Raw genomic sequence first — 25,624 nt, forward strand, 5'->3', positions numbered from 1 at the left:
GGTGACGGGCCTGTACTTCTACGACAATCAGGTGCTGGACATCGCCGCCGCCGTGACGCCCTCGGCGCGCGGCGAACTCGAGATCACCAGCGTGAACGAGGCCTATCTCGAGCGCGGCCAGCTCTACGTGGAGAAGATGAGTCGGGGCTATGCGTGGCTCGACACGGGGACCCACGACAGCCTGCTCGAAGCGTCGGAATTCGTTCGCACGATCCAGCACCGGCAAGGGCTTCAGGTCGCGTGCCTGGAGGAGATCGCCTACGTGCAGGGCTTCATCGACCGCGAGCAGCTGATCGCCCGCGGCAAGCTGTTCTCCAAGACTGCCTACGGCCGGAACCTGCTGCGGCTCGCCGACGAGCCGCAGGCGTGAGATGAGATGCCCCTCATCCTCTGAGCGAACTCAAGCGGCATTCAGCTCACGTGAAGCGTGTGAACGCTCGTTGGATAATATTTCAGAGATTGCCGACCGTTTGAGGTCAGGGGCGGAGGTGGTCGTAGGCTGATATAAGCCGAGCTATCGAAGTCCCAGCACCCTGGGGGCACGGTCGCACAGGGACGGGGAGGGCGGGGCTACGTCCCGCGCCACCCCGTGGTAGCGGCGGAAGCCGTAGACTAGGGCGTCGCCGCCCCCGCCCGACAGGGCTTCGACCTCGCCGAACAGCACGTCGTGCGTGCCGGCGGGCACGCGGCGGACGATCCGGCATTCGAAGGCCGCGAGCGCCTCATCCAGCACCGGGCCGCCGCCCCGTCCCTCGTGCCAGTCTCCTTCCGAGAAACGCTCGGCGAGCGGCCGCCGCCCGAAGGCCTCCGCCAGGGCTTCGTGCCCGGCGGCGAGGAGGTTCACGCAGAGCCGCCCGTTGCGGTTGAAGGCAGGATAGGCCGACGAGTCCCGGTTGATGCACACGAGCAGGGTCGGCGGGGCGTCGCTCACGCTGCACACGGCAGTGGCGGTGAAGCCCGCCCGGCCGCCCGGGCCGTCCGTCGTGACGAGGTGGACGGCCCCGGCGAGCCGCGCCATCGCCTCGCGATAGGCGGCGCCATCCACGGATATGCGGCGATCGTCGAAGGCCATGGCGGGGTTCCTCCTCAGGGCCGGACGAGGAAATCGAGGAGCACGCAGTTCACGGACTCCGCGCAGGTGACGCTGTGGGCGTGGCCGCCCTCCGGCGCGAGGTCGAGGCGGGCGTTCGGCAGGATCGCGGCGAGGCGTTCCGAGGCAGTGTAGGGGACGAGCACGTCGTCCCGGGCGGCCATGACCAGGACGTCGTGGGGGAGGGTGCCGAGCCGGTCGCCGAAATCGCAGGCCTCCAGGGCGGCGATCCGGGTGAGCACCGTTTCGGCACCGGGGAAATGGGCCAGCGCGTGCGCCTCGTCCGCCGCGAGGCGTTCGCCGTTCGCGCTGATCCAGGCCGAGGGGTAGAGGAAGATGGCTTGCGCGGCCACGAAGGGCTCGACCCCGGCGCGGGTCAGGAGCGCCTTGCGGGCCGCGAAGCAGCGGCGGGTCGCGGGCTCCATCGCCGCCCAGCCGTTCATGACCACGATGCGGCCGACCCGCTCCGGGTGGTCCAGGGCGAGTTGCAGGGCGATGAGGCCGCCGAGCGCATGGCCGATTATGTCGGCTGTCTCGATGCCGAGGGCGTCGAGCACGCCGAGCGCGTCGCGGGCCATGGCCGGGATGTCGTGGCCAGGCTCCAGGGGACCGGCCGAGCGGCCGGTGCCCCGGTGATCGTAGGTGACGACCCGCAGAGCGGCGCCCAGCGCCTCCATCTGCGGCGCGAAGTAGGCGGCCGAGCCGCCGAGGCCCGGCGAGAGCAGGACGGGGCGCCCGGTGGCGAGCCCCGAGACCGCGTGGTGGACGGGGCCCATCGGCTCACCCCGCCTTGCCGACATGCGCGATCGTGGCGATCTCCACCAGCGCATCGGGTTTCACGAGGCCGCACTGGATGCAGTAGCGGGCGGGCTTGTCGCCGGGGAAATACTCCGCGTAGACAGTGTTGATCGCGCCGTAATCGGCCCAATCCCGCACGAAGATATGGTTGAAGGTGACGTCGTCCATCGTGCCGCCGGCGGCCTCGACGACGCCCTTGATCGTCTCCAGCACATGCCGGGCCTGCGCCCCCGCATCGCCGACATGGACGACGTTGTTGTCCGTGTCGAAGGGGAGGGTGCCCGAAACGTAGAGGATCCCGTCCGCCAGGGTACCGGGCACGTAGGGCGCCAGCGGCTTGCCCGTGCCGGGGGGAATGATCACGGTCTTCGGCATGGTCTCGGGTCCCTTTCTCGACGGTGGGGGAGGCTTATGCGGCGGTCTTCAGGGCGGCCTCGAAGGCGGCGACGTCGGAGACCCAGCCGAAGAAGGTCGCGATGTTGGCGAGCGCGCCCTCCTGCAGGGCCGGCGGCCCGGCCTGATGCGTCGCGTCGGCCAGGACGATGCCGAAATATTCGAGGAAGAAGCCGTCCCGCAGGGTCGATTCCACGCAGACGTTCGTCGCGATGCCCGTGAACACCAGGGTGCGGATGCTGCGGGCGCGCAGCATGCTGTCGAGCGGCGTGTTGAAGAAGCCGCTGTAGCGCGGCTTGCCCAGCACGATCTCGCCCGGCGCCGGCCTCAGCTCGTCCACGAGGGCGTAGTCCCAGGTGCCCCGGGCGAGCAGCTGCTCGTTCATCTCCGGTCGCGCCCGCATGTGCTTGAGGGCGTTCGACTTGTGCCAGTTCGGTGAGCCCGGCCCGCCGGCCTCGACATAGTCGCGGTCCCAGCCGTTCTGGAACCAGATCACCGCGATCCCGGCCGCTCGCGCCGCCGCGACCGACCGCGCGATCTGCGCGATGACTGGCCCGGTGCCCGACACGTCGAAGCCGGCGCGGTCGAGATAGCCGCCCTTCGTCGCGTAGGCGTTCTGCATGTCGACCACGATTAGCGCCGTGGCGGCGGGAGCGAAGGCGATGGGCTCGGGCCGCGCCGGCAGCGTCACCGCCCCGAACCGCCCCGCCGGATCCCGGTAGCCCGCAGGCGCGTCCATCAGGCGACCTCCGCCAGGGGCGCAGCCTCGGCCGTGATGTGCCGCCGGGTCTCCATCAGGGGCTGGATGCGGGTGCCGAAATCGTCGAGCCCCTTGAGGAAGTCGTCGAAGACGAGCAGCACGCCGCCCGTGCCCGGCACGGTCATCACCTCGTCGAGCAGGCGCGCGACCGTCGCGAACGAGCCGACCAGCGTGCCCATGTTGATGTTCACGGCCGAGGTCGGATCGACCATCTGGCGGACATTGGTGTCGCTGCCGGATTTGGTGTCGGCCGCGCCCTGGACGCCGAGCCACGCGATGGCCTCCTTGTCCGCGCCCGCCTTGTAATGCTCCCACTTGGCCTGCGCCGCCGCGTCGGTCTCGTCGGCGATCACCATGAACAGGACGTAGGAGGACACGTCCCGGCCGGTCCTGGCCTTGGCCTCCTCCAGCCGGGCGACGGTCGGCGCGAAGGCGGTCGGCGTGTTTACGCCCTTGCCGAAGCAGAAATTGTAGTCCGCGTAGGTGGCAGTGAACGCCATCCCCGCCGCGCTCTGGCCGGCGCAGATGATCTTCATGTCCGCCTGCGGCCGGGGGCTCAGGCGGCAATCGTCCATTTGGAAGAAGTCGCCCTTCAGGTCGCTCTGCCCGGTTCCCCACAGGTCGCGTAGCACCTGCGCGTATTCGGAGAGGTAATCGTAGCGGCGGGCGAAATACTCGTCCCCCGGCCACAGGCCCATCTGCGAATATTCCGGCCGCTGCCAGCCGGTGACGAGGTTGATGCCGAACCGCCCGTGCGAGATCGAATCGATGGTGGCGGCCATCCGCGCGGTGATGGCGGGGGGCAGGCACAGGGTCGGCGCGGTGGCGTAGAGCTTGATCCGGCTCGTGACGGCGGCGAGGCCCGCCATCAGCGTGAAGGATTCGAGGTTGTGGTCCCAGAACTCGGTCTTGCCGCCGAAGCCGCGCAGCTTGATCATCGAGAGTGCGAAGTCGAGCCCGTAGCCCTCGGCCTTGAGGGTGATCTCTTTATTGAGATCGAAGCTCGGTTTGTATTGCGGCGCGTTTTCCGACAGGAGCCAGCCGTTATTCCCGATCGGGATGAAGACACCGACATTCATGGGATTCGCCATCGCAATCTCCCTCACCTGTCGCATTCAGGATGGGCCGGGCCGGAATACTGGCCTGTGCGAGAGGACGATGAGATGATCGGACCAAACGGTCAAACTTCGAACGGCCAATTTTGACCGTTTGCACAAACTCTCCGCCGATTGACCGCGGGCAAGGCGGCGTTTGCGCAAGGCGCGGGCGCGCAGACCCTCCGGGGCGGGCGAATCAGGTGAGGCCGAGCCGCCCGAGGATCAGCGCCTGCGTGCTCGCCACCGTGGCCTCGAAGAAATCCGGGTCATCGAGGGTGTGGCCGGTGATCGCCTCGATCTGCGTCGCGAAGTCGGCGTAGTGCTGGGTGATCGCCCAGATCGAGAAGATCAGATGGTGGGGGTCGTGCGGGGCGATCCGCCCGGCCTCGGTCCAGGCGCGCAGGATCGCGGCCTTGTCGTCCAGGAGGGCGCGCAGCGGCCCTTCGAGCTCCGCCCGTAGCAGGCGCGCGCCCTGCACGATCTCCAGGCAGAACAGGCGCGAGGCCTGCGGCGCATCGCGGGAGAGCATGACCTTGCGGCGGATGTAGTCGCGCAGCGCCTGGGCGGGCTCGCTGTCGGCCTGGAGCGAGACCAGCGGATCGAGCCACACGTCGAGCACGCGCCGCAGGACGGCGAGGTACAGCTCCTCCTTCGAGGGAAAGTAATAGAGCAGGTTGGTCTTCGAGAGGCCGGCGCGCTCGGCGATCTGGTCGAGGCTGGCGCCGTGCAGGCCCGTGGTGGAGAAGATGTCGAGGGCCGCATCCAGCACGGATTCGCGGCGTGCCTCGCCATCCCGCCGCCGCCGTCGCGCCGGCACCGGCATGCTGCGTCCCGTCACACCCGCACTCCTCTGCCCCGCGCGCCGCGCCAATCCTATCGCGGAGCGGCACGCGGCTGGGAAGCGCTCAATAGCGGACGTTGGCGAAGCCGTTGCCGCCGCTGCGGCTCACGACGGCGCCGATCACCTCCTTGGTCGAGGGGCTGATGCCGCCGTCGCCGCGCAGGCGGCGCCCGTCCGCCCGGTCGAGGCGGGCGACCTCGTCCGAGCAGCGGTCGAGGGCGTAGCGGACGCGGGTCGAGGCGGCGACGCCGCGCGGCACGCTAGCGCCGTTCATCTCGAAGCGCAGGCAGGAGGCGAGATAGCCCTTCAGGTCATCGAAGGCGGCGGCGTGCGCGCCCGAGGTGAGGGCGACGAAGACGAGGGCAGCGCGGATCAGCATCGGGATCCCCTTTCGGGCGTGTGCTGCGGGTAACGCGCGAAGCCCGCTTTGGTCGCGGTTGCCGCGTCGCAGGCGGGAGCCGTCCCGCCCGGCCGGCGTTGGCGTGCATATCCTTAAGGAGCGTACAGCATGACTCGTCCCGTGACGGCCCGGATTGGGCTGGCCCTGTCGATGATGTCCGGTGTCGGGATCCTCGCGAGCCCCGCCCTGGCCCAAGACCCGGCCGCCGGCCAGGGCAAGCTCACGCAGGTCGCGAGCTTCGCGCATCAGGTCACCGGCATCACCGTGAGCCGGGACGGGCGCATGTTCGTGAACTTCCCCCGCTGGAGCGAGGACGCCCCCGTGTCCGTCGCGGAGCTGAAGGACGGCAAGCCGGTCGCCTACCCGGACGAGGAGTGGAACGGCTGGCGCAACGCGAAGAAGGACGAGGTCGATCCGAAGACGCATTTCGTCTGCGTGCAGAGCGTCGTCGCCGACGGGCAGGACCGGCTCTGGGTGGTCGATGCCGCCGCCCCCGCGATGGCGCATGTGGTGAAGGACGGCCCGAAGCTCGTCGGCATCGACCTGAAGACCAATAAGGTCATCAAGACCATTCCCTTCGACACCAGCACGGTGATGCAGGCCTCCTACATCAACGACGTGCGGATCTCGCCGGACGGCAAGACCGCCTACCTCACCGATTCCGGTGCGGAGGGCGCGCTGATCGTGGTCGATCTCGACAGCGGCACGGCCAAGCGGCTCCTGTCGGGGCATCCCTCGACCATGCCCGACAAGAGCGTCACCGTGCAGTATGACGGCAAGCCGCTCCGCCGCCCCGATGGGCGCGGCGTGGAATTCTCGGCAGACGGCATCGCCCTCTCGCCGGATGGCAAGACGCTCTATTGGCAGGCGATCAAGGGCAAGACGCTCTACAGCCTGCCGACCGACGCGCTGACCGGCTGGGCCACCGCCTCCTTCGTGCCGGAGATGCTCAGCGACAAGACCCTGACGGGCAAGATCGCCACCGTGGGCGAGAACGGCGTGGCCGACGGCCTGCTCATCTCGCGCAAGGACGGGCGGATGTACGTGACCTCGCCGCAGGACAACGCGGTGAAGGTGCGCGACCTCTCGAAGGCGAATGCGCCCCTCACGACCCTCGTCCAGGACGAGCGTCTGCGCTGGCCGGATACCTTCTCCGAGGGGCCGGACGGCACGATCTACTTCACCACGTCGCACATCCAGGATTCGGCGGATTACAAGCCCGGCGCGCCGATCAGCCTGCCGACCGAATTGTGGTCGATCAAGCCCGGCCCCGCCGAGGCCACGGGCTCCACGGACACCGGCACCGCCCGCTGATCAGGGGAGGGGCGGCGCGGCCTGCGAGGGTCGCGTCGCCCGGTTTGGTGCCGTCTTACTCTTCGCCCCAGATCCGGCGCACCCGCGCCACAGCCGGTCGCGCGATCATGCGCTCGTAATGCCCGGCGAGGTTGGCCGGGAGGGCGATGCCCTCCTGCGGCGCCCAGCGGGTCGCGTAGAACAGCGCGCTGTCACCGATCGAGAACGCATCGCCCGCGACGTAGGGGCGGGACGCCATCTGCCGGTCGAGGAGGACCAGCGCCTCGTCGATGATCGCGCGACCCTGGTCCTTCACCGAGGCCTGCCCGAGCTTGAGCGTCTGGTGCAGCATGTCCTGCGGCTCGTAGTTCGCCGTCTTGAACAGCCGTCCGAACCCCTGCAGGTGCAGCGTCCCGATGGCGTAGTCCATCACCTCCAGGCCCCGACGCTCCGCGTCCGGGTCGGCGGGGATCAGCCCTTTGTCCGGGTTGGTGCGGGCGAGCCACGTGGCGATGGCGCCGTACTCGGTCATGACGGTCCCGTCCTCGCGCACGAGGGTGGGCACCTTACCCTTCGGGTTGATCGCCTTGAACGGCTCGCGCCCGGCCTCGCCGCCGGCGACATCCATCTTCACGCTCTCATAGGGCTTGCCGATCTCCTCCAGCAGGATGTGGATGCCGATCGCGCAGGTGTGCGGTCCCCAGTAGAACTTCATCGCTTGTCCATTGTCTTCGAGGGCGGCGCGCGGTCTCTGCGCGGGTGCGGGTCAATGGTCGAAGACGCCATGGAGATCCCGGTAGCCCTCGCCCCGCGGAGAGGCCGCCCCTCGGCCGCCACGGCGATCACCCCGCGATGTTCTTCGCCAGCCGGGTGATCTCGTCCAAGGCGATCTTGATATGCGCCGCCTGGGCGCAAATGGCGTCGACATCGATCTGCGCCGTGGCATCGGACGACCACCAGATCCCGCCGTCGAAGCTCCGCATGATCTCGGTGAAACGCCGATTTTCGAGGGCCAGGGCGTCTATCGCAGTCTGACTGGTCACACGTTCTCTCCTCATCGACGCGCCGCCGGCCGAGAATCGGCCGTCGGCTACGTCCGCTCGGCATAGGGGGGGACCTCGACGAGCGATCCAATGAGGCGGAGCAGGGCTTGGTGCTCGGGGCCGTGCGCGCTGCCCCGGAGGAAGTCTCCCAACGCGATGTGCGAGAGACGTCCGCCGGAGGGCCCGTTCGGTTGATGGATCACGAAGGCATGGCCGCTTTCCGGTTCGCGCCCGAGAAACCAACTGTCGCCGTTGGGGCTTCGATACAGTTCTCGCCGATTGGTCATGGACATCGCCGATCCCCCTGTGGCGATGAGCATACGCTCACCGGCACCGATTAGCGATGATCGGCGTCGGCAACGCGACCCGATCTTGACGAACCTCATCGGCCGAGCCGGTTCTGCTGCCTGCGGGCTTACTGAAGCTCGAATGTCGGCGGCATGCCGGTATCGCCAACCGCCGTCGCGGTCGCCGCCGCGTTCAACTCGTCGTCCGGTGTCATCGCGAACGCGATCGCCAGTACGGCGACGATGACCATCACGACCAGGACCTGCGTCAGCCGCACGGCATGGCTTCGCAGGGCCTGGATGACCGCGCACCCGAGGGTGAAGACGGCCGCCTCGGCGAGGGGGATCAGAGGGAGGCTGGACATGCGGCTCGTCGTCGGCGCAGGGAAACCCGTGGCTAGATCGAGAGGCCGATGCGCCACAGCGCGCGTTGGGCCGTGCAGGTCGTCAGCGTCTGGCCACCGACGAGGCCGGTCGTCTGCTGCACGTGGCGGCAGGAGAGATACGACGGCCAGACCACCGCGCAGCCGATCACCACGGCCGAGAAGATCAGGACGGCGATGAGCCCGGTGAGCAGCGCCTCCCGTCGGCCGGAGCCGCCCGGAGCGCCCTGCCGGACAGCCAGGTCGTGGCTGGATAGGAACCCTTCGCGATCCGAACGCGACGTGCCGCCCCACGTGGTCGGCTGGCGGTTCCTGTTCGCGATATCGGGAGGGGCACGAAACGGGGGCATGGCGAAGCCGTCTGAAGACCTGCGCCCATCATTCGGCCGCCAGGCTAATGAAAGGCTATTATCGGACGCTTATGGTCCGACAAGTCTAGCCGAAAATCCTTCAAGCTTCCGTGAGGTCGTGTTCGGGGCGATTCGTGTTGGGCCGCGCGATGCGCGGCGCGATGAATCAAAAGGCCGGATTTGCGCCAATCGATTTTGCGAAGCTTGATACGAATTCGAGATATCAATTCATATCACGGCCATCTCTTTATATTATTTCAAGACTCATGGACAATGTAATTCAATTATGCGCCAGATGATTTGGCGCTGCGTATGACTTTAGACCGATTCGCTTCAAGCGATCGCGGCCGTTTTGTTAAACATAAAATAATGATACGGAGGCTTGGCATGACCAGGGCGCACGGGATCGTTCGCGGCACAACGTATGTCAATAAGTCTCCCCAGGAGGGCGCACGATTCGGGCGCATGTTCCGGTGGTTGCCTGCCGAGAACTACGAGAAGGCCGATCTGGCCAACCTCGCTACGATCATGATCCAGAAGGAAACCGCTCATCTGCGCAAGAGCGGTGAGGAGGGACGGGACCCGACGGCACCCGTCAAGGAGGGCCCGGATGTCGTATTCGGCACGGTGCCTTTCACCCGCGATCCGCCCAGCCCGAATACGCGTCTGGACACGCCCTACGGCGAACCGGAGCCCGGCGATGAAAATCCGCTCATTCCTGCCGGCTATACTTATTTCGGCCAGTTCATCGACCATGACCTGACCTTCGATCCCAACAGCTCCTTGCAGAAGCTGAACGACCCGGACGCGACGGAGGATTTCCGGACCCCGCGGTTCGACCTCGATTCCCTCTATGGGCGGGGGCCCGACGACCAGCCCTACCTCTACCAGGATCGTCAGTCCGACGGCGGCGGCATCCGCTTCCTGCTCGGCCGCCAGGCGGGCAACCCGTCGGCGGTGCGCCGGGGCGAGTTGCCCCGCAACGTCGAGGGCCGCGCGCTGCTCGGCGACCCCCGCAACGACGAGAACGGCATCGTCTGCCAGATCCAGGCGCTCTTCCTGAACTTTCACAACAAGGTCGTGGACACCCTCGAAAAAGCGCGCCCCGACCTCAAGGCGGATCGGCCTAGGCTGTTCGCCGAGGCGCAGCGGATCGTCCGCTGGCATTACCAGTACCTGGTGCTCAACGATTACCTGCCGCGCATCGTCGGCGAAGAGGCGTGGCGGCACGTCTATCTGGGCGGCGGGACCAAGCCCCACCCGGCGATCGAGTTCTACAAGCCCAAGGACGGGCAGGCCTACATGCCCGTCGAGTTCTCCGTCGCGGCCTTCCGCTTCGGGCATTCCATGGTGCGGCCGAGCTACGCGCTGCGGCGCGGGGAGGCCATCGTCGGGGGCGATGCCGTGACACCGTTCGCGAGTGACGACCGGTTCCACCGGATCCCGATCTTCTCGGACAAGGTGCTGCCGAACGTGAGCCTGAACGGCTTCGGCCCCCTGCCGTCCCACTGGGAGATCGACTGGCGCCTGTTCTTCGCCGCCGGGGCCATGCCGACGATGGTCACGCCATCGGGGCCCGACAAGGACGTCCTCGGCGTCGCCCCGCAGGACGACGCGCATCGGACGCAACCCGGCTACCGGATCGATTCGCAGATCGTCGATCCCCTGGCCATGCTGCCCCCCGACGTCGCGCGGAGCGGCAACCACCCGGACGGCATTCCCTCGCTCGCCTACCGCAACCTGCTGCGCGGGAGCGCCTTCTCCCTGCCTTCGGGGCAGAACGTGGCGCGGGCGCTCCGCGTGCCAGTCCTGTCGGAGGCGGAGCTCTGGGACGACACGAAGGACCCGAAGCGGGGCCACGACTTCAGCGCCACCGCGCCGACCCCCAATCCCTTCGCCTTCCGGGCGCCGCTCTGGTTCTACATCCTCAAGGAATCGGAGCTGAAGGGGCGGTCAGCGCATGTGACGGACAAGAGCGCGGGCCATCACCTCGGCCCTGTCGGTGGACGGATCGTCGCCGAAGTCCTGGTCGGCATCGCCTTCAACGATCACACGTCCTTCCTGTACCAGGACCGCGCGTGGACGCCCGCGGCCGAAAAGGCGAGGAGCGGGTTCGATCCCGGGGCGCCGCTCTCCACCATGTTCGGCCTTGCCGCATGGACGACGGACGGGGCGATGTCGTTCGAGTGATTGACGGGAGCGGTGGGCCGCGACGGCGGCCCACCGTCGCGACGGCCGAGCCGCAGGGTCCGCAGGATGCGGTGATCGTCAACGAGGGATCGCCATCACATGCCCGCCGATGATCCGCAAACGATGCCGCCGCTCCCTTCGGCGGCGCCCACCAACAAGGCCGTCGCGGCAACCGGCGGCTCGGCCGTGGGAGCCGCCATCGCGATCCTGCTGCTCTATGCCATAGACCCTGCGGGGGCGCTGCCCAGTGCGGTCAGCGCGGCGATCACCACCCTCGTCACCGCCATGGCGACGCTCGGAGCGGCCTACTTCACGCCCCCGGGATCGGGCGAAGCCGTGGTCCGCACGGCGGAAGGCGTGAAATCCGCCCGGCTCTGACGCATGGGGTCGCGGACAGACGCTGCCATTCCGGGGCCGAGAAGGGATTGTCGGTGTAAGCCGACGAGGGAAAAACGAAATTCCACTTGCCCGTTTCTATGCAATACATCGGTCCCAAAGACGAGAGTCGAGGGAGAATCCGGCTTGAGATCGGGAAACGCCTCGCCGATTCCTTCGGACGACCGCCCCCGGGGCGATGTCGTGAATCGGAAGGTCGAGGCCATGTCGCAGACGGATGAACCGGCGAGGGACCGCCCCGGCAATACCGGGTCGGCTCGGCTTGAGGCGTCTCCCATGAGCGACAGCGATACGACGATCCCCGCCCGGCGCCGCTTCCTCGTGCAGGGCGCGGCGGCGGCCGTGGGCGCGGTGGCCGGTTCCGCCCGCGCGGAGGAGGCGACGCCACCTGGCATCCCCGATGGGATGAAGGCCCCCGGCGCCGATGTCGGCAGCCAGACCTACGGCACGCCCTCGCGCTTCGAGGCGGGGCTCATCCGCAACGTGCCCAAGGGGTTGAAGCAATACACCTCGGCCTCGAGCCGCTCGCCGCTGCAGGACCTCGACGGCATCCTCACGCCGAACGGCCTGTTCTACGAACGTCACCACGGCGGCATCCCGGAGATCGACCCCGCCCGGCACCGGCTGCTGATCCACGGACTGGTCGAGCGGCCCCTGGTCCTCACCATGGAGGACATCCGCCGCTTCCCCTCGGAATCGCACATCCACTTCCTCGAATGCTCGGGCAATCCAGGTTTCGAGGCGATCAAGGGCAAGACGGCCTCGGACCTCGTCGGGCTCGTGAGCTGCGCCGAGTGGACGGGCGTGCGCCTCGCGACGGTCCTGCGGGAGGCCGGGTTGAAGCCGGAGGCGCAATGGGTGGTGGCGGAGGGCGCGGATTCCGCCGCCATGACCCGCAGCATCCCCATCGCGAAATGTCTCAACGACGCGCTGCTGGTCTACAGCCAGAACGGCGAGCGGTTGCGCCCGCAGCAGGGCTACCCGCTGCGGGTGTTCCTGCCCGGCTTCGAGGGCAACATGAGCGTGAAGTGGCTGCGCCGCCTCAACGTGAGCGCGGAGCCGGCCTATTCCCGCGAGGAGACGTCCAAGTACACGGACCTGATGCCGGACGGCACCGCCCGGCAATTCACCTTCGTGATGGAGGCGAAGTCGATCATCACCCGGCCCTCCGGCACCCAGCGGATCGCCCCGGGCTTCCACGAGATCACCGGCATCGCCTGGACCGGGCGCGGCCGCATCCGGGGGGTGCAGGTCACGACCGACGGGGGCAAGACCTGGCAGGACGCCGTCCTGCAGGAGCCGGTGCTGAACCGGGCCCTGACCCGCTTCCGCCTGCCCTGGACCGGGGACGGCGCGCCGACGACCATCGCGGGCCGGGCCATCGACGAGACCGGCTACGTGCAGCCCACCTTCGAGGATCTGACGGCGGTGCGGGGCCTCAAGTCCTTCTACCACAACAACGCGGTCGTGCCCTGGCGCATCGCGGCGGATGGCGAGGTCGCCAATGGCTATGCGTGAGATCCGGCTCGTCGCGGCCTTCGGCCTCCTGCTCGGCTTCGCCGGGGCGGCCGGGGGCGCGGAGCGGTTCGGGATCGGCCGACCGGCGACGGAGGCCGAGATTGCCGCCTGGAACATCGACATCGACCGTGACGGGCTGAAGCTCCCGCCGGGCCGGGGCCGCGTCGCCCATGGCCGCGAGATCTTCGCGGCGCAGTGCGCCGCCTGCCACGGGGCGACCGGGGAAGGCGGCCTCGGCGAGCGGCTGGTCGGCGGTCGCGGCACGCTGGCCTCGGCCAAGCCCGTCAAGACGGTCGGCAGCTTCTGGCCCTACGCGCCGACCCTGTTCGACTACATCCGCCGGGCGATGCCGATGAACGCGCCGCAATCGCTCAGCGACGACGACGTCTATGCGGTCTCGGGCTACGTCCTCCACCTGAACGGGCTCGCGCCGGAGGACGCGGTGTTCGACGCCCGCTCGCTCGCGGCCATCCGCATGCCGAACCGGGACGGCTTCGTCCCGGACCCGAGGCCGGATGTGAAGCCCTGACCCGCGGTTCTATCCGCGCTGGCCGAAGCCGGGCGCCGGGCGGGAGCCGAGATGCGCGCGCAGGGTGCGTCCCTCGTAATCCTGCCGGAACAGGCCGCGCCGACGCAGCTCCGGCAGGACGAGCTCGATGAAGTCGTCGAGGCCGCCCGGCAGCGTCGCGGGCATGATGTTGAACCCGTCGGCGCCGCCCGCCCGGAAGCGTGCCTCCATCTCATCGACGATCTGGGCGGGGGTGCCCACGATCTGCGAATGCCCGCGCGCCCCGGCGATCCGCAGGTAGAGCTGGCGCAGGGTCAGCCCCTCGCGGCGGGCGAGGTCGAACATCAGCTGCTGGCGCGACTTGGCGCCGTTGGATTCCGGCAATTCCGGCACCGGCCCGTCCGGATCGTAGCCGGAGAGATCGAAGCCGCCGATCATGCGCTCCAGCAGCGCCAGCCCGACCACCGGGTCGATCAGGTCCTGCAATTCCTCGAACTTGGCGCGGGCCTCGGATTCCGTGCGCCCGACCACCGGGAACAGGCCCGGCATCACCTTCAGGTCATCGGGCGCGCGGCCGAACCCGGCCATGCGCCCCTTCAGGTCGCCATAGAACTCCACGGCCTCGGCCAGGGTCTGGTTGGCGGTGAAGACGATCTCGGCGGTGCGGGCGGCGAGGTCCTTGCCCGGCCCCGAGGAGCCGGCCTGGACGAGCACCGGCTGGCCCTGCGGCGAGCGCGAGATGTTGAGGGGGCCCCGCACCTCGAAATGCGTGCCCCTGTGGTTCAGGGGCCGGAAGCCGTCCAGCTTCGAGAACTGGCCGCTCGCGCGGTCGATGACCACGGCGTCGTCGTCCCACGTGTTCCAGAGGCCAAGGACCACGTTGACGAACTCTTCGGCGCGCTCGTAGCGGTCGGCGTGCTGGGCAATGCGGTCGTTGCCGAAATTGGCGGCTTCGGCGTCGGTCGCCGAGGTGACGAGGTTCCACCCCGCCCGGCCGCCGCTCAGGAGGTCGAGGGAGGCGAAGCGGCGGGCGACGTTGTAGGGCTCGTTGAAGCTCGTGGAGGTGGTGGCCACGAGGCCGATCCGGCTGGTGACGGCGGCGAGCGCCGACAGCAGCGTCACCGGCTCGAAATGGGTGGAGCGGGCCGTGCGCTCGCTGGAGCGGAGGTTGGTGTCGCGGATGCCGGTGCCGTCTTCGAGGAAGATGAGATCGAACTTGGCGGCTTCCGCCTTCTGCGCCCAGCCGACATAGCGGCCGAGGTCGACCCCGCCATCCGCCTCGCTGGACGGGTGCCGCCAGCCGGCGATGTGGTGGCCGGTGGCGTAGAAGAAGGCGCCCAGGCGCAGGACGTTCTGAGTCATGTCTGGTCTGATCGGGTTGGAGCCCCATCGAAACGCGCGGGACTGGTATCGGATGCCGCCCCGCCGCCGGATCGCCCCCGCTCCCGGGTGGCGACGACGCCGTGGCCTCGCCGGAATCCTAGCAGCCGTCGCGCGACAACGCGATCCGTGCCGAGCCCCTTGCCATCGACCCGGCCGCAGGAAGCGCCGCAGAACCACCATCAACCGTTGGCGAGGCCATCGGAAGACGGTTTGCGAGGGGCGATCTAGCAAAATGATCGCGCTGTCAGCTCACCAAGTGTTCCCGAAGCAGACGAAACCGGTGACAGAGTTCGCCCGCGTCGACCTGAAGGCGGATTGCAGGGCCGGCACCCTGCCATCCCCGATCCGCACGCCGGTCAGGCCTTGCGGACGACGCGGATCAATCCGTCGCCATGCTCGTCCGGGTCGAGGATGAACGCCCCGGCATCCAGGTTCGCCCGGAGAAAGGCGACATGCGCGGCAGTGATCCGTTGGCCCGGGAGCAGGCGGGGGATGGCGGGGGGCACGATTGCGACCGACTGGCCGGCGATCCGCCCGGCGGCCTGCTCATAAGGCACGCGGTCGAACGGAGCCGCTGCCGCCAACGGAGGTGGCATCGCCGGGGTCGCCGGGAGAGCCGCCATGAGCGACGCGTAGTCCGGCGCCCCGTCCGGGACCGCGTGGAAGCGGGCGTCGCCGGCCTTCGCGGCGGCGGCCAGGTCGCGGACGCCCTGGACGAGACGCTCGGCGTCCGCCTCGGTGGTGCCGAGCGAGAAGCTGAACCCGATATGGCGCAGGTCGCCCAGCACCGCACTCACCTTGCGCTCGGCCTGAAGCCACTCGTCGGCCTCGTAGCCCGACATCCCAAGCCGGCGCACGTCCAGGATCAGGAAGGTCGGGTCGAGGTCATGCGCGCCGGGGCCGCCGATCATCTCCCGACCGAGGATCGAGATCCCGTCGAGGGAGGCAAGGCGATCCCGAACCGAAGCGGCGAGGTCGACGACGCGCTGCCACAGCCGTTGCCCCTCGGCGACGTGGGCGCGGCGCGTGGCGTCCAGCGACACGAGGATCGGCACCGACGGGCTCGTGCACTGAAGCATCTCGAACGCCCAGACGAACCGCTCGCGGTCGATCAGGTCGCCGGACACGAGCATGAACGAGCCCTGCGCCAGCGCCCCCATGGTCTTGTGCACGCTCACCACCATCACGTCCGCACCGAGGGCCATCGGGTTGTCCGGCAGGCGGTCGCAGAACGGGTAGGCCGCCCCCCAGGCGGCATCGACGATCAGGGGAACGCCGCGGGCATGGCAGACCTCTGCGAGGGCGCGGATGTCGCTCGTCACGCCGAAGAAGGTCGGGCTGATCACGAGCGCGGCCTTCGCGCCCGGATGCAGGTCGAGGAGCCGGGCGAGCGTCTCGGGATCGGTGCCGTGCTCGACGTCCCGCTCCCGGTCGATCACCGGCGGGATCGCCACGAGGTTCACGCCGGCGTAGACGGCCGTGCAGTAGGCCGCCTTATGCTCGTTGCCGGCGATCAGCACCGTGTAGCCGGGGCCCGCGACCGCCGCGACGGCGGTCTGGACGCTCTGCGTCGAGCCACCGGTGGAGAACCGGCAGAGCTGCGCACCCCAGGCCTCGGCGGCGAGGCGATAGGCCTGCTGCATCACCCCGAACGATTCCGTGCGGTCGTCGAGCCCCTTCGGCGTCAGCACGTCGGCCTGGAAGGCCTTTTCGCCGAGGAGGGCGACCACGTCGGCCGAGGCCGCCCGGCCCTCGTCGTGTCCGGGGCCGCCGAAGCCTGCAATGTCACCACGCTCGACGGCGGCAAGCGCGTCGAGGATCGGTGCCTTGGACTGGTCCATCATGCCGTTCACTCCCCCGTCTGCGCCGACTGCCAAGCCCCGCCGACTGGAAACAACTGGTCGAACGGCAGGTCGTGTTGTGACCGGGTTGTCGCGTCCGGCAGTGTTTCCGGCCGCCCTCGGAAGGGGCAGCGCCAGGCGTCGCCGACCGCCCGGCCGCTGTATTGGCGCGCTTCGGACATCTCGCCATGGCGTGACAGCATCGGGTTGAGGCTGCCCGCCAGATCCAGGTCTCGGTCGAGGATCGAGGCGCGAAGCTTCTCGTAGCGTCCCTCGGCGCGCAGACGCTCGAACTGCGCATGCAGGTTGAAGACGAGCGCGGGCGATACGAACCGCCGGGCGGGACGGCTGGCCCGGGGATGCAGGCCGACGACGAAGAAGGCCTCGCCACCGAAGCTGAGCGAGAAATGCGGGTTGTCCGGGTCCTGAGCGACACGACCATCGTGGGGAAGGCCCAGGGACGCATCCTTGTCGGACAACGATTGGACGCGGTGCCAAAGTTGATCCTCGAACGCAGCTTCGTCGAGGTCACCCGGGCCTTCGAAGACGACGGCGAAACTCTGGAACAGATCCGGCCGCGCCCGGTAGCCGGCGATGAAGGCCAGCAGGGCGGGATAGATGCGCATGTCGTCCCAGCCCGATCGGATGTCCCGGGCGATGACGATCCTCAACTGCCCCCGCACCAGGGCGGATTTCGCTCCCACGCAGGGGAACGGCGCATTGCGGATGAAGGCACGGAACGCCTCGGCGCTCGGATGCGTGCGATCGTCGGAAGGCATTTGCATGAGGCGGGAAGCCCGAGAGGCGCGCAGGCTTGCGCAGGATGGCGGCAGTCGCTGATTGCGGATTGAGCAACCTCACGCCGCTGGCGCCGTTCCAGCCTCGTCACCGTCCGTCCTGCGGCATTTCGGGATGTGATCGATGCGCCCGCCATGACTAAAGCCGGCGGCGACACGGCAGGATTTTGAGTTAAACCCTTATAGTCGAACGACTTCGCGCGCCCTGTAGTAGGCTTCATTTATCGGCGATAACATTCCCGTGACGATTCAGGGCCGGAGTCTACGCCTGCGACATCGGCGGCGCGCGGCGACTTGTCGAGCTTCGGTCGAGGAACTTCCGCGGTTTGCCTGAGATTGGGACCCACTCTGCTTATAGCCGCCGCGACAGCCGCCCCGGCCTCGTTGGCGCTTTCAGGATCGACGATGACGAACGACGCCGACAAGCGACTCGCGATGCAGGATCCGCGCACCCAATACCCGCAGCCGCCGTTCGGACGGCAGCCGCAGGAGGCGCCCGGCCTGGCCAAAGCGATGGACCCGAAGCCCGATCACGGCGAGACCAGCTACAGGGGCCATGGCCGGTTGGACGGGCGGAAGGCCCTCGTGACGGGGGCGGATTCGGGCATCGGGCGAGCGGCGGCGATCGCCTTCGCCCGCGAAGGCGCCGACGTCGCGCTGAGCTTCGTCGAGGCCGAGATGCCGGACGCGCAGGAGGTCGCCAAGCTGATCGAGGCCGAGGGACGCAAGGCCGTCCTGCTGCCCGGCGACATCACCGACAAGGCGTTCTGCGACATGCTCGTGAAGAAGGCCGTGGCCGACCTGGGCGGCCTCGACATCCTGGTCAACAATGCCGGCAAGCAGACGAACCAGAAGGACATCGGCGACATCACGGACGAGCAGTTCGACCGGACGCTGAAGACCAACCTCTACGCGATGTTCTGGATCACGAAGGCCGCCCTGCCTCACATGCCGGCGGGGGCATCCATCATCAATACCGCCTCGGTGGTGGCCTACAACCCGCCGCAGATCCTGGTCGACTATGCGACCACGAAGGCCGGCATCGTGGCCTTCTCGAAGGCGCTCGCCAAGCAGCAGATCGCCAAGGGCATCCGCGTGAACGCGGTGGCGCCGGGCCCGTTCTGGACGGCGCTTCAGCCCTCGGGCGGCCAGCCGCAGGATGCGGTCGAAAAGTTCGGTTCCGATGTGCCGCTCGGCCGCCCCGGGCAGCCGGTGGAACTGGCGCCGGTCTATGTCTTTCTGGCGAGCCAGGAGGCGAGCTACGTGACCGGCGAGGTCTACGGCGCGACCGGCGGAAACGGCACCGCCTGATCCTGAGGTCGCGACCTCGACCGGCCGTAAGTCTGGCACCTGCGTCTCAATGAGCCAGCTCGTGCATGACCTCGATGAGGTCGGCTTTGCCCTCGAAGCCGATGCCGGGTAGCTCCGGCATCGTGATGTGTCCGTCTTCGACCGCGATCCCGTCGGGGAAGCCGCCGTAGGGCTGGAAGAGATCTGGGTAACTCTCGTTGCCCCCGAGGCCCAGCCCCGCTGCGATGTTGAGCGACATCTGGTGTCCGCCGTGCGGGATGCAGCGCGCGGGCGACCAGCCGAACTGGTGCAGAACGTCGAGCGTGCGCAGGTACTCCACGAGCCCGTAAGACAGGGCGCAGTCGAACTGGAGGTAGTCTCGGTCCGGCCGCATCCCGCCGTAGCGCAAGAGGTTGCGCGCATCCTGATGCGAGAACAGGTTCTCGCCGGTCGCCATCGCGCCGGGGTAGAACTCCGAGAGCGCTGCCTGCAGGGCGTAGTCGAGGGGGTCGCCCACCTCCTCGTACCAGAAGAGGGGATACTGCCGGAGCATCTTGGCGTAGGCGATGCCCTGCTCCAGATCGAAACGTCCGTTCGCATCGACGGCAAGCTGCGCCCGCGAACCGATCTCGGTCAGCACCGCCTCGATGCGGCGCTGGTCCTCCGCGATCGGCGCCCCGCCGATCTTCATCTTCACGACGGTGTAGCCGCGGTCCAGGTAGCCCCGCATCTCTGCGCGCAGTTGGGTGTCGTCCTTGCCCGGGTAGTAGTAGCCACCTGCCGCGTAGACGAAGACACGCGGGTTCGGCTCGCGGCCGTTCCGCTCGGCGAGCATCCGGAACAACGGCTTCTCTGCGATCTTCGCCGTGGCGTCCCAGATCGCCATGTCGAGGGTGCCCACCGCCACCGAGCGCTCGCCATGGCCCCCGGGCTTCTCGTTCTTCATCATCGCCGCCCAGAGCTTGTGCGGGCAAAGATTGTCCCCGGACTCGTTCCGCACGCTCGCCGGATCGGCTTCGAGCAGGCGGTCGCGGAAGCGCTCGCGGATGAGGCCGCCCTGGCCGTAGCGGCCATTCGAATTGAAGCCGTAGCCGACGACGCGCCGCCCGTCGCGCTCGACGTCCGTGACGACGGCGACGAGGCTCGCCGTCATCTTCGAGAAGTCGATGTAGGCGTTGCGGATGGGGGACGCGATCGGCTTGGTGACCTCGCGGACGTCGATGATGCGCATCTGTGGGCTCCGCTCGTGGACGCAAGGGGACGTGGTGAGGTGAGATCGGGTGGCGCCTCCGCGACGCCATGGGGGCCCGTGCGGACCAACCGTGGGATACCGCCTGCAAATGGGCCGGGTCGCTTCCGCCTGCGGTCGATCGGCGCCGGACACGGGGCCCGAGAGCTTAACCCACTCTGAACCGACCGGTTCAGGCTGCATCACGGGCGCATCGGCATGCTCCGGTCATCGTCACCAGCGCCGAGACGCGCTCAAGGAGCCATCACATGCCCCTCATGCCCCTCATCGAAGATGCCCTCTATCTCGGTGGCTTTGCCGGCCTCGTCGTCGTGGCACGCCAAGCGCTCGGCCGATACGATCTCAAGCTGTCCGGCCTGCCGGGCTTCGAACGGTTGCGCCGGCCTTTCGGGGGTGACGCTGCGCCCCGCGGACGGTCCTCGCACGCCACGGCCCGTCCCAGCGGCAACACGGCCTTCGACGCATGGCGCGATGGCGAGATCAGCCGGATCGAAGCGCAGCGCCACGCTCTCGAAAGCCGTCTCCAGGATTTCGAAAGCTTCGTTGACAAGCTGAAGCGTGCCAAGGATCGCGCCACCTTCGAGCGCTTCATGGCGGAGCATCCCGCGGCCTCGGGGGCGGTGGTCGACATCGCCGGAGCGACCGGTCCTTCCGAGCACCGACCCGTTTAGTTTCGACTGCGGTCGGGCCGGCGGATCGGCGGCCGTTCGGTCGTGCGCCGATCCCCCCGAACACCGGCCTCAAGTGCGCTCATTGCGCGGTATGCACGCCCTCGACGAACTGCTTGATGTCGGTGACGACCGGCGCCCGGTGGGCAAAGGGCGTGCCGATCGACAGCAACGTCCCATCGTGCCCCAGCCCCGGATAGATGCGCACTTCCGGGTTGTCCCCCGCTGCCTTCAACCGGTCAGCGAGGGCGACGGTACCGGATGACTTGACGTCCTGATCGTCCGCGCCGGTGAGCAGGAGCATGGCCGGATGCGACCCCGCGGCATGATTGATCGGCTGCAGGGTGGGATCGCTGCCCGCGAAAACCTCCGCGTCAACGGTCTCGGTCAGGGACGACACCGTGTAGGGTCCCGATAGCCCGATCACACCTGCCAGAGCCGCCGGGCTCGAACCCGCGTGCTCAAGCCACGTGCCATCCAGTCCCAGCATCGCGGCGGACCAGGCGCCGGAGGAATGTCCGGCCACCACGACGCGCTTCGGATCCCCGCCAAAGGTTTCCGCATGGGCGATTGTCCAGGCGACGGCGTTGGCATTGTCGCTCAGAATGTCGGGCAGGCTTCCATTTGGGAAATGTCGGAATTCAGGGATCACAGCGACGAAACCTTGCCGCGCTAAGGCGGCACCGAGGAAGGCGACCCGGTTCTTGGAGCCGGACCGCCAGCCACCGCCGTAGAAGAAGACGACGACGGGATGCAGACCATCGGTGTTCGGCTGATAGACGTCCGCGACTTGCTGGGTTCCGCCAGCGTAGGGAAGGTCCTTATGGACGCGGACCTCGGCGGGCGCGAGAAGGTTCAGGAGCATTAGGGCCCCGCCCATGAGCTTGCCTGACAGATAGCTCAGCATCAGCCGTACATCCTGGTCGCGATCGAGCGACGAAGATCGTACCGGATGCTCGACCCTCACGATAGGCAAGAGGAAGGTCGGCTGCAGAGATTAAGATGCAATAAGTGGTGATGCTTTGCGCTATAACTACCGAGATCGAGGGCAGACATCGACCCGATTGTGTCGTCTGGCCTTTCGACGTCAGCCACGGCCGGGGCCCGCGTGGCGCTCCCCGGCCGGTACAGTCCGATCAAAGGCTTGCGTGCAGGCCGCGAACGGGGCTCACGCGCTCCAGAACCGAGGCCGCGTGCAGGATCGTGGACTCGGCCTGCCAGCTGCCCACCACCTGCACGTTGATCGGCAAACCCTCGCGGCTCGTCCCAAAGCGCATCGACAGGCCCGGCAGGCCCGTCACGTTGAGGGGCACAGTCGCGCCCTGAAGGTAGGTCAGGTCGACGGTCTCACCGTTGACGACCAGTTCCTGGATACCGTGCTTGTGCGCCGGAATGGGCAGCACCGGGGTCAGGAGCACGTCGTAGTCCCGGAAGTAGGTCGCGTAGCCGTCCCGGAGCCGCTCCGCCGCCTGCTCGGCCGCGACGTAGTCCTCCATCGACGTGTCGGGCAGCGACAGCATCGTCCGCGCCATCTTGTAGATTTCGTCCTCGGGACGACCCGCGACCGCTTCTCGGAACGCAGGCTTCATCTCCATGACGTGGAGCTTGTTGAACACGTCGAGGGCGAAGTCGCGCTCCAGCGCCGGGATGCGCACCTCCTCCACGTCATGACCCTCGCCCTTGAGGGCTTCGGCCGCCGAGCGCACCGTCGCCGCGACCTCGGTGTCGATGGGACCGAAGCCCGGCCCGACCATCCAGCCGACGCGGAGCTTGCGGTCGGGCGTGGCGCCGATGCCGGCATCGAACGGGACGGTGCTGGTCGCGAAGGCGTCCTCGCCATCAGGGCCAGCGAGCTGCGAGAAAGCGAGCGCGAGGTCGCGGATCGAGCGCGCCATCGGGCCGACGTGCCAGAAGCGGCGCGGCGCCCGCGGCCAGATGCCGGTCATCGGCACGCGCCCGTGGGTCGCCTTCAGCGACACGATGCCGGTCTGGGCGGCCGGACCGCGCACCGAGATGGCGAGGTCGGTCCCGAGGCCCAGCGGCGATAGGCCCGCTGCGATGGCCGCCGACTCGCCGCCGCTCGATCCACCGGGCGTGCGCTCCAGGTCCCACGGATTGTTCGAGCGGCCGGAGAGCAGGTTGTCGCTCTCGATCCAGTAGGAGAATTCGGGCAGGTTCGTCTTGGCGAGCAGGATGCCGCCGGCCTTCTTCAAGCGCGCCACGCTGGTCGCATCGGTGTCGGGTGTGCGGCCCTTGAAGATCGGTGAGCCGCGCTGGGTGAGAACGCCCGCCGTGTCGATCGAATCCTTGACGGTGAACGGCACGCCGTGCAGCGGCCCGAGCTGGCCGCCGGCCATGACCGCGGCTCCGGCGTCCCTTGCCGCCGCCAGCGCGCCTTCGGCAACGGTGACGATGGCGTTGATCTTGGGGTCGACCGCCTCGACGCGATCAAGATGCGCCTGCACGACCTCGACAGGCGAGACCTGCCGGGTGCGGATCAATTCGGCGAGCCGGGTCGCGTCCGAGAAGACGATGTCGGTGTTGGTGCTCATGGGCTGGGATCCTTTTGAGGTCGTTGATGCGGGCGGGTGTGGGGCCGCTTCCGTCGATGGCTTGGGCAAGGGGGGGCGGCTCTATCGCGCCTTCGCGGTGCGTTCCGCAGCCTGATCGCGCGTCGGCGTCGTTTGCGCAGGACGGGTCTGAGGGTTCGCGCTGCGGATCTCCTCGAACCGGGCCATGCGGACTGCGCCGATCATCTCCAGGGTGATCCGCTCTTGTGCCGTCGCTTGTGACGCGGCCAGGAGTGTCATCACCCCGGCAACGGTGAGGGTTGCGGCTACGGTGGGCTGCATGTGGTGGGACATGGGTTCTCTCCGTTGGGTTCTGCTCCCCCGCCGGCCAGAGGGAGGCAGCTCGCTCCGATAAAAGTAGACCGGTCGTCTTGGATTTTGGCGTGAAGGAAGCGGTCCTGAGCGACTTCCAAACGCGGTAAATCAGTGCGACGCGAGGCCCAGAATGCGTCGGGTTGTGCCAATCGCCGCCTCGAACGGTGCGTCGGTTCGGACGATCTTGGCCATCAGGCTCGCACCGAGCCAAACGTGATACAGGTCCTCGGCGGTCGTATGCGGTTCGCTCTCGACCTTGAGCGAGCCCTCGGCCATGCCCGCCGCGATGGCTCGCGACAGCCGTTCTATGATCGCGGCGGTGCCGGACTTGAGGGCGAGGCGCATCGCCTCGGACAGGTCCGAGACCTCCGCCGCAAGCTTCACCGCAAGACACTTGCGTTGGTAGTCGATGCTCCCCTGCGTGGCCTGCCATTTGCGCCAGTAGTTCATCAGACGCTCCGCATGGCTGAGCCCCGGCTCGGCAAGCGTCGTGTCGAGGTCGGCGAGATAGCTTTCGAAATAGTCGGCCAGGAGGGCCTCGCCGAAAGCCTCCTTGGAGCCAAAGTAGTGGTAGAACGACCCCTTCGGCACGCCAGCCGAGGTCAGGATCTCATTGAGTCCGACCCCAGAGAACCCCTTCGCGCCGACGAGGCCGTAGGCGGTATCGAGGATCTCCTGCCGGGTATCGGTGTGTGCGGTGACGCGTGCCATGACGATGAAATAAGATGGATTAGACCGGTCGTCTAGTGCCGTTTCGAATTTTTTTCGCCATCGGGGGTATAGGACACCGCGCGGCAGTTCGCAGCCGACGAACCTTGCTAAGACACGCCTCACCGCTGGTGTCTGCTTTCAAGACCAGCGGCGGCGTATCGCCAGAGCAATTACTGAATTTCATAGCGTCAGCACCGGAGCGCCGGGGTACTTCGCGCAGATCTTCATCGACGCCGTCCGACGGGTCGGCGCGATGGTCTGGCCAATGCACGACCCGGCCGGGGCGTCGTACGCCTACGCCGCCGGTACGGCGCTCATGGTTGCTGCCGGATCTCCGTTTAAGAGGCTCTCGCTCGGACCGGCCAACATCGTCGGGCCCGTCTCCGGCATGTTCATCGGCGGCGGCGCGGTCCTCGGCGAACCGATGACGGTCAAGCGTACTCGAGGGATACTGCTCGCGATTGCGGGCGTCCTCTGGGTGGGGCAACCCAGGGCATTGGGAGCGGCTACCCTCGACAGCCGCATCGAGCGGCATGCCCCAAGCGATCACGTCGCATACTGGGCCTCGCCGTTGCCGAAGGACCAGTTTTCTTTGACGACCTCGACGAGGCTGATGAACACGTCCTCACGGCGCAGATCCAGGCGCTCGTGCAGGCCGTCCGCCACCGCCTTGTAGAAGCTTCGCTTCTGCTCCACCCCGCGCCCCGCATTGAGGGTGAGCTGGATGACGACACAGTCTCTCGTTCGGTGGATGCCGAGGTAGCTCGGGTCAATGACGAAGTTTTCCGGCTCATGCTCGTTTATGACCTGAAAACGATCATCCTTGGGCACGTTCAGGGCTTCGCGCATGGCGTCGTAGACGACCTCGCCGATCGTTCGGCGGTACTCGGCGGACTTGCCCTTAACGAGATCAATCCGAGCCAATGGCATGTCATACTCCTCAGGGTCTGTAGTTTAAGACGGCAGTGGGTCCAGGCCAGACCGCGACGGCGACCGCCCGAAGGTCATCTTGCACGATGGCGTTCACTCAGCGCCAGAACCGTGCGCGGCGGGTTAGCGCTCATCCTCCGACCACTCGGGGCTGTAGCCCCCGAGGGTCGGGTGATACATCTCGTCGCCGGAATGCTGCGTGAACTCCACATTGAGGCGATCCTCGCTCAGCCCGAGGATCTCGACGCAGTGGGCGCACAGCGCCTTGGCGACCTCCATCCGCAGTTCGGCCGAGCGTCCCTTGCGGATGTCCAGCATCATCACGGAGACCGGCACCGGCTCGCCGCCGGAGTCCGGTATCCGCCACACGCCGCCCTCGCCGAGTTCGCGGATGGCGACGCTGATCCGTCTGATGTCGACCGCCATCATCTCCGCATAGGTCCGGCTCATCTGCGCCGCGAGGCGCTTCTTGGAGGCCACGGAGTGTGTGCCGGTCACGTCGAGCTGAAGGTACGGCATGGAT

Annotated in this window: 30 protein-coding genes; 8 read left to right on the forward strand and 22 right to left on the reverse strand. The window is 67.8% G+C overall.

Translation table 11 applies throughout. The features are described from left to right. Positions 1–370 (forward strand): sugar phosphate nucleotidyltransferase (locus tag MKK52_RS06460; protein ID WP_243953002.1); only part of this gene is annotated, 370 nt, incomplete at its 5' end. Between the two features lie 144 nt (positions 371–514). Here the strand turns inward: MKK52_RS06460 and MKK52_RS06465 are convergent. The 7 genes from MKK52_RS06465 to MKK52_RS06495 all read right to left on the reverse strand — a co-directional run bounded on the left by MKK52_RS06465 (position 515) and on the right by MKK52_RS06495 (position 5,358). After that, the gene (locus MKK52_RS06465; protein ID WP_243953003.1) at positions 515–1,072 is read right to left on the reverse strand and encodes a flavin reductase; all 558 of its coding nucleotides are present in this window, start codon (positions 1,070–1,072) and stop codon (positions 515–517) included. Positions 1,073–1,086: 14 nt separating this feature from the next. Beyond that, positions 1,087–1,866: a pyrimidine utilization protein D gene (rutD, locus tag MKK52_RS06470; protein WP_243953056.1), complete on the reverse strand. Its 780-nt coding sequence runs from the start codon at positions 1,864–1,866 to the stop codon at positions 1,087–1,089. Between the two features lie 4 nt (positions 1,867–1,870). After that, positions 1,871–2,263: a pyrimidine utilization protein C gene (gene rutC / locus MKK52_RS06475; RefSeq protein WP_243953004.1), complete on the reverse strand. Its 393-nt coding sequence runs from the start codon at positions 2,261–2,263 to the stop codon at positions 1,871–1,873. 34 nt (positions 2,264–2,297) lie between these two features. Further along, on the reverse strand, positions 2,298–3,020 hold the full coding sequence (gene rutB, locus MKK52_RS06480; RefSeq protein WP_243953005.1) for a pyrimidine utilization protein B: 723 nt from the start codon (positions 3,018–3,020) through the stop codon (positions 2,298–2,300). Next, complete coding sequence (rutA, locus tag MKK52_RS06485) at positions 3,020–4,120, reverse strand: pyrimidine utilization protein A (protein WP_243953057.1); 1,101 nt, start codon at positions 4,118–4,120, stop codon at positions 3,020–3,022. The genes rutB and rutA overlap by 1 nt, the downstream gene beginning before the upstream one ends. A gap of 214 nt (positions 4,121–4,334) precedes the next feature. Further along, positions 4,335–4,961, reverse strand: a complete 627-nt coding sequence (rutR, locus tag MKK52_RS06490; protein WP_279597673.1) for an HTH-type transcriptional regulator RutR — start codon at positions 4,959–4,961, stop codon at positions 4,335–4,337. Between the two features lie 82 nt (positions 4,962–5,043). Beyond that, positions 5,044–5,358, reverse strand: coding sequence for a hypothetical protein (locus tag MKK52_RS06495; protein ID WP_243953007.1), 315 nt, complete (start codon positions 5,356–5,358; stop codon positions 5,044–5,046). Between the two features lie 129 nt (positions 5,359–5,487). On the opposite strand from MKK52_RS06495, the gene MKK52_RS06500 reads away from it, so the two are divergent. Next, on the forward strand, positions 5,488–6,693 hold the full coding sequence (locus tag MKK52_RS06500; RefSeq protein WP_243953008.1) for a major royal jelly family protein: 1,206 nt from the start codon (positions 5,488–5,490) through the stop codon (positions 6,691–6,693). Between the two features lie 55 nt (positions 6,694–6,748). Here the strand turns inward: MKK52_RS06500 and MKK52_RS06505 are convergent, their stop codons facing one another. The 5 genes from MKK52_RS06505 to MKK52_RS06525 all read right to left on the reverse strand — a co-directional run bounded on the left by MKK52_RS06505 (position 6,749) and on the right by MKK52_RS06525 (position 8,735). After that, positions 6,749–7,387: a glutathione S-transferase family protein gene (locus MKK52_RS06505; RefSeq protein WP_243953009.1), complete on the reverse strand. Its 639-nt coding sequence runs from the start codon at positions 7,385–7,387 to the stop codon at positions 6,749–6,751. 127 nt (positions 7,388–7,514) lie between these two features. Beyond that, entirely contained in the window at positions 7,515–7,715 is a 201-nt protein-coding gene (locus MKK52_RS06510) for a hypothetical protein (protein ID WP_243953010.1), read from the reverse strand. A 47-nt stretch (positions 7,716–7,762) separates the two neighbouring features. Next, positions 7,763–8,008, reverse strand: a complete 246-nt coding sequence (locus tag MKK52_RS06515; RefSeq protein WP_243953011.1) for a hypothetical protein — start codon at positions 8,006–8,008, stop codon at positions 7,763–7,765. A 122-nt stretch (positions 8,009–8,130) separates the two neighbouring features. Beyond that, on the reverse strand, positions 8,131–8,367 hold the full coding sequence (locus MKK52_RS06520; RefSeq protein ID WP_243953012.1) for a hypothetical protein: 237 nt from the start codon (positions 8,365–8,367) through the stop codon (positions 8,131–8,133). Positions 8,368–8,399: 32 nt separating this feature from the next. Continuing rightward, a complete protein-coding gene (locus MKK52_RS06525; RefSeq protein WP_243953013.1) occupies positions 8,400–8,735 on the reverse strand; it encodes a hypothetical protein in 336 nt (111 codons plus the stop codon). A 465-nt stretch (positions 8,736–9,200) separates the two neighbouring features. Between MKK52_RS06525 and MKK52_RS06530 the strand changes: the two genes are divergently transcribed. The 4 genes from MKK52_RS06530 (at position 9,201) to MKK52_RS06545 (ending at position 13,368) form a co-directional block, all read left to right on the forward strand. Continuing rightward, positions 9,201–10,925: a peroxidase family protein gene (locus tag MKK52_RS06530; protein ID WP_243953014.1), complete on the forward strand. Its 1,725-nt coding sequence runs from the start codon at positions 9,201–9,203 to the stop codon at positions 10,923–10,925. A 123-nt stretch (positions 10,926–11,048) separates the two neighbouring features. After that, a complete protein-coding gene (locus tag MKK52_RS06535; protein WP_243953015.1) occupies positions 11,049–11,303 on the forward strand; it encodes a hypothetical protein in 255 nt (84 codons plus the stop codon). A gap of 294 nt (positions 11,304–11,597) precedes the next feature. Next, positions 11,598–12,839 (forward strand): sulfite dehydrogenase, encoded by a 1,242-nt coding sequence (gene soxC / locus MKK52_RS06540; RefSeq protein ID WP_243953016.1) that lies wholly within the window; start codon positions 11,598–11,600, stop codon positions 12,837–12,839. Beyond that, entirely contained in the window at positions 12,826–13,368 is a 543-nt protein-coding gene (locus tag MKK52_RS06545; RefSeq protein ID WP_409564626.1) for a c-type cytochrome, read from the forward strand. Before soxC ends, MKK52_RS06545 begins: the two co-directional genes overlap by 14 nt. 9 nt (positions 13,369–13,377) lie before the next feature. On the opposite strand, the gene MKK52_RS06550 is transcribed toward MKK52_RS06545, so the two are convergent. The 3 genes from MKK52_RS06550 to gntA form a co-directional block, all read right to left on the reverse strand. Next, a complete protein-coding gene (locus MKK52_RS06550; RefSeq protein ID WP_243953017.1) occupies positions 13,378–14,709 on the reverse strand; it encodes an LLM class flavin-dependent oxidoreductase in 1,332 nt (443 codons plus the stop codon). 377 nt (positions 14,710–15,086) lie between these two features. Further along, complete coding sequence (locus tag MKK52_RS06555) at positions 15,087–16,574, reverse strand: aminotransferase class I/II-fold pyridoxal phosphate-dependent enzyme (protein WP_243953018.1); 1,488 nt, start codon at positions 16,572–16,574, stop codon at positions 15,087–15,089. Positions 16,575–16,579: 5 nt separating this feature from the next. Beyond that, on the reverse strand, positions 16,580–17,356 hold the full coding sequence (gntA, locus tag MKK52_RS06560) for a guanitoxin biosynthesis heme-dependent pre-guanitoxin N-hydroxylase GntA (protein WP_243953019.1): 777 nt from the start codon (positions 17,354–17,356) through the stop codon (positions 16,580–16,582). Between the two features lie 417 nt (positions 17,357–17,773). Here gntA and MKK52_RS06565 point away from each other — a divergent pair, with 417 nt between their 5' ends. Then, positions 17,774–18,679, forward strand: coding sequence for an SDR family oxidoreductase (locus MKK52_RS06565; protein WP_243953020.1), 906 nt, complete (start codon positions 17,774–17,776; stop codon positions 18,677–18,679). A gap of 46 nt (positions 18,680–18,725) precedes the next feature. Here MKK52_RS06565 and MKK52_RS06570 read toward each other — a convergent pair whose 3' ends face one another. Beyond that, positions 18,726–19,889, reverse strand: coding sequence for a mandelate racemase/muconate lactonizing enzyme family protein (locus tag MKK52_RS06570; protein ID WP_243953021.1), 1,164 nt, complete (start codon positions 19,887–19,889; stop codon positions 18,726–18,728). 275 nt (positions 19,890–20,164) lie between these two features. On the opposite strand from MKK52_RS06570, the gene MKK52_RS06575 reads away from it, so the two are divergent. After that, positions 20,165–20,578: a DUF2852 domain-containing protein gene (locus MKK52_RS06575; RefSeq protein WP_243953059.1), complete on the forward strand. Its 414-nt coding sequence runs from the start codon at positions 20,165–20,167 to the stop codon at positions 20,576–20,578. A gap of 79 nt (positions 20,579–20,657) precedes the next feature. Here MKK52_RS06575 and MKK52_RS06580 read toward each other — a convergent pair whose 3' ends face one another. From MKK52_RS06580 to MKK52_RS06605, 6 genes are all read right to left on the reverse strand, one after another. Further along, complete coding sequence (locus tag MKK52_RS06580; RefSeq protein WP_243953022.1) at positions 20,658–21,482, reverse strand: alpha/beta hydrolase; 825 nt, start codon at positions 21,480–21,482, stop codon at positions 20,658–20,660. 229 nt (positions 21,483–21,711) lie between these two features. Next, positions 21,712–23,127 (reverse strand): amidase, encoded by a 1,416-nt coding sequence (locus tag MKK52_RS06585; protein WP_243953023.1) that lies wholly within the window; start codon positions 23,125–23,127, stop codon positions 21,712–21,714. Between the two features lie 81 nt (positions 23,128–23,208). Next, the gene (locus MKK52_RS06590) at positions 23,209–23,439 is read right to left on the reverse strand and encodes a hypothetical protein (protein ID WP_243953024.1); all 231 of its coding nucleotides are present in this window, start codon (positions 23,437–23,439) and stop codon (positions 23,209–23,211) included. A gap of 129 nt (positions 23,440–23,568) precedes the next feature. Beyond that, positions 23,569–24,171 (reverse strand): TetR/AcrR family transcriptional regulator, encoded by a 603-nt coding sequence (locus MKK52_RS06595; protein ID WP_243953025.1) that lies wholly within the window; start codon positions 24,169–24,171, stop codon positions 23,569–23,571. 546 nt (positions 24,172–24,717) lie between these two features. Beyond that, positions 24,718–25,101 (reverse strand): tautomerase family protein, encoded by a 384-nt coding sequence (locus MKK52_RS06600; protein ID WP_243953026.1) that lies wholly within the window; start codon positions 25,099–25,101, stop codon positions 24,718–24,720. A 123-nt stretch (positions 25,102–25,224) separates the two neighbouring features. Next, positions 25,225–25,620, reverse strand: coding sequence for a tautomerase family protein (locus MKK52_RS06605; RefSeq protein WP_243953027.1), 396 nt, complete (start codon positions 25,618–25,620; stop codon positions 25,225–25,227). Positions 25,621–25,624 lie beyond the last annotated feature (4 nt).

Origin of the sequence: Methylobacterium sp. J-067, from assembly GCF_022829465.1 — a bacterium.
Lineage (GTDB): Bacteria > Pseudomonadota > Alphaproteobacteria > Rhizobiales > Beijerinckiaceae > Methylobacterium > Methylobacterium litchii.